Source organism: Paenibacillus popilliae ATCC 14706 (assembly GCF_000315235.1).
Classification (GTDB): domain Bacteria; phylum Bacillota; class Bacilli; order Paenibacillales; family Paenibacillaceae; genus Paenibacillus_B; species Paenibacillus_B popilliae.
Genome location: NZ_BALG01000081.1, coordinates 1 through 2,981, shown reverse-complemented (window position 1 = coordinate 2,981; position 2,981 = coordinate 1). Strand labels below are relative to the sequence as shown.

General features: G+C 37.5%; 4 protein-coding genes. 3 read left to right on the top strand and 1 reads right to left on the bottom strand.

Annotated elements, in window-relative coordinates; all coding sequences use genetic code 11:
- Nucleotides 1-93 precede the first annotated feature (93 nt).
- The 3 genes from PPOP_RS07965 to PPOP_RS07955 all read left to right on the top strand — a co-directional run bounded on the left by PPOP_RS07965 (nt 94) and on the right by PPOP_RS07955 (nt 1,876).
- Nucleotides 94-390 carry a hypothetical protein gene (locus PPOP_RS07965; protein WP_006285665.1) on the top strand — a complete coding sequence of 99 codons (297 nt, stop codon included), beginning with the start codon at nt 94-96 and terminating at the stop codon, nt 388-390.
- 203 nt (nt 391-593) lie between these two features.
- The gene (locus tag PPOP_RS07960) at nt 594-1,253 is read left to right on the top strand and encodes a hypothetical protein (protein WP_006285664.1); all 660 of its coding nucleotides are present in this window, start codon (nt 594-596) and stop codon (nt 1,251-1,253) included.
- A 20-nt stretch (nt 1,254-1,273) separates the two neighbouring features.
- The gene (locus PPOP_RS07955; protein ID WP_006285663.1) at nt 1,274-1,876 is read left to right on the top strand and encodes a hypothetical protein; all 603 of its coding nucleotides are present in this window, start codon (nt 1,274-1,276) and stop codon (nt 1,874-1,876) included.
- Between the two features lie 705 nt (nt 1,877-2,581).
- On the opposite strand, the gene PPOP_RS20305 is transcribed toward PPOP_RS07955, so the two are convergent.
- Complete coding sequence (locus PPOP_RS20305) at nt 2,582-2,815, bottom strand: helix-turn-helix domain-containing protein (RefSeq protein WP_093471014.1); 234 nt, start codon at nt 2,813-2,815, stop codon at nt 2,582-2,584.
- Nucleotides 2,816-2,981 lie beyond the last annotated feature (166 nt).

Sequence of the window (2,981 nt, the reverse complement as noted above, 5' to 3'; positions counted from 1 at the left end):
GCATCGAATTCATGGAACATTAGGGTATATAACTCCTGTCCACTATCGAAATCTAGCCCTTAAAAAAGTTGTTTGATTTACTGTTGACAATCCATGTGTGGGGACTATGAAGAGGAAACGGAAAAGGATTTTCCGGCTGATTTACGTCGTAAGCGAAAACGTTATATGGACTTGCAAATGCTTAAATTTTTGTTATCAGAAAAGCGTAAGACTACAGATGACATGAATGTTTTGCATACGATGCAAGCGGAGCGCGAAGCACTTAAGATAACGAGAGCAAGAGAGGTAGGATATATAGGAGAGGAAAAAGAACTCATGGATAAAAATAAGAAAATAAAAACACCCGCCGGGCAGGAGAGCCGAGACGAGTGCGGGAACAATATTGATTAAAGTATACCCCATTCCGTGAGTTTTGAGAAGTAATACGACAAAACAATATACAAACAATGGTGTAAAGCGGCATCAGATGAATACGGATAAGTGTGATAACTATCTCTAATATGGGATAGTTATTTTTTTTTATTTTTTTACCTGATCATTATATCAATTTGTGGTAAAATTAGGTTCGATAAAAAATTGGGAGGTAATGAAGAATGTGGTTTAAGAAGATGTTGTCAGGGATTGTAGCATGTTCATTGTTTTTCACGTTGGCAGGAGCAACCTATGCAACACCAGTAGGAGTGAAAGAAACGTATTCAGCGGATGGAAGAAGCTTTACAGTCGACAAAGAGACTGTTACGGCATATGTAACGGTACATGAGATTTCGGCAACAGTGGATATTGAGGTAGTAGACAAACAAACGGGGCAAATGTTGTTTGAAGAAGACGGAGTGCCTTTTTCAAAGATATCGCCATTGTTAGAAACATCAACGGAAGGGAAAAGAAAAAAACGAGCTGTACCTATTGCAATTCCATTTGTGGTAGCTGGTATTGAAAAATTAGTAACTATTACAGGAATAGGGACAGTTCTATATGCAAAACATAAAATGGAAGAGAGAAGTAGTGCTTATAAGGATGTCACTAATAAAGGTAGTGTAAAAAATGTTCAAACAGATGTTACTAAAGAGGAATTTGGAAAGAATCTAGAAAGTAATGGTTGGTCTAAATCTAAAACTAAAGACGGAGGCGACATGTATAAAAAAGACGGGGCTAAATATACAACTCGAGATAAATCAAATCAAGGACAAAAAACGGCTGATTACACTCCAAAAGGTCAAAAGAAAGCAAGCACCAAAATTAGATTAAAAGATTAAAATGAAATGATGGTGAAGCAATGTTCCTTAAAGAAAAACAAGAATTTGAAAAATCATTTGAAATAATGGAAGGAATGCTTAAATACAAAGAACGTTTACCAAAACAAATCTTCAAATCACCATTAGATTTTTTCCTAATTTGTGAAATAGAAAATGCTATGGGTGGACCATTTGAAAATGCACTTAAAGAACTTGCAGCTACATCTAGAGATGACTATATAATTATGGGAATTTTAGATCCAGACCCCGTTACGTACTACTACAAAGAATTTGGGTATTACAATTGGATTCACCTACCAGCGAATATGAATGAAGATTATTATTGGGATATGCTCAATGTAGAACCTAAAGAAAGTCCAGCTGATACTCTTGTAGATAATTCCTATATAATGGCATGGGCTTCTCCAACGAATCAATGGGCAATTTGGGGTGAACGTGACTACGGTATCGCCATACTCGGAGTTAATAAAAAAAGCATAATGAGAAAACGTATCCCTGAAAATGAAATATGGATGGAAATGGGTGATGATGTTGCTGAAATCATCTCCTTAAATTTTAAAAAGTTTATATTACCTCAAGAAATCAAAGAGACACTTTTTTTACATTACCAAAACAAAGATTAAATGCAATATGCTAAAACAGGTTAATCACAAACGATTGACTTGTTTTTATTTTTTACTATGAGTACCGTTAACATACAAGCAATAAATAAGGCTTAATTGAATCACGCTGAATTAACATCTTTGTGATGACGTGCAGAATCTTCGGACAAGCAACTAAAAGGAAAAAAACTCTATTCGGGGCTTTTCTGTATGAAAACATTTACTAGATAATTCGCAGGTGGTGCTAGAATTATTTACAAGAACGAAAAGAGACGCCTAAGGTTTGGTCGCCTAGCGTCTCTTCCGTTCAAAATCAAATAGGGGTACATATACCCTATTTTTGTAGGTGTGCAAAGATGGCGATAGCTGGGCCGTGGCAGAAGCGACCTTTAAGACTATCAAAACCGAATTCGTGAATCATGGACTTCCAGTAAAATGCAAAAATGCTCTTATCAAAACGTATTTATAAACTCCTTGGCGCAGCACACGAGGGTTCTCAAACTCTTAAGATGCCGTACTTGAGTGACCGAAAGAAGCATTCGGTTCGGCTATTGTCGGTTGCCCAACCTTTGCCACCAACGCAAAAACAAGAAACCAACACAACACAATACAAAAATTGGGATGGTAAAAAGAGAACACAGAGTTCAGAAATGAATCGGTTGGTTTATCGCATCAGTGAACGAAGCGTCACGACCTAGCAACAACAGGTTCGTTTCGCTTCGTTTTTTAGTATGTACGTTCCTTTTTGGGCGGATATGGTTCCTTACGATCTGTTCGGTTCAATATATAGTCCGTACTGGTTCGGTGCAGATCGGCGAGCTTGATTAAAATGCTGGTTGGTATACTCACTTCTCCGCGTTCGTAATTGCTGTATATACGTTGGCTGCAATTCAGGAGTGCTGCAACTTCTGTCTGTGTCATATCTCTATCTTCTCTCAAGCTTCTTATTCTTTCGTACATCTCGCCACCTCAAGGCAATTATAATGTAGCGATATAGTCGCTATTTACTTTTAGCGATATTATCGCTAAAATCTATGTTGCAGCATTTGAGATTGCTGGTCTCGCGATAGGTGGTATCTATGTCCATCCTTATTGCGGCGCGCTGGAGAGATTAAGGTTGTTAGAG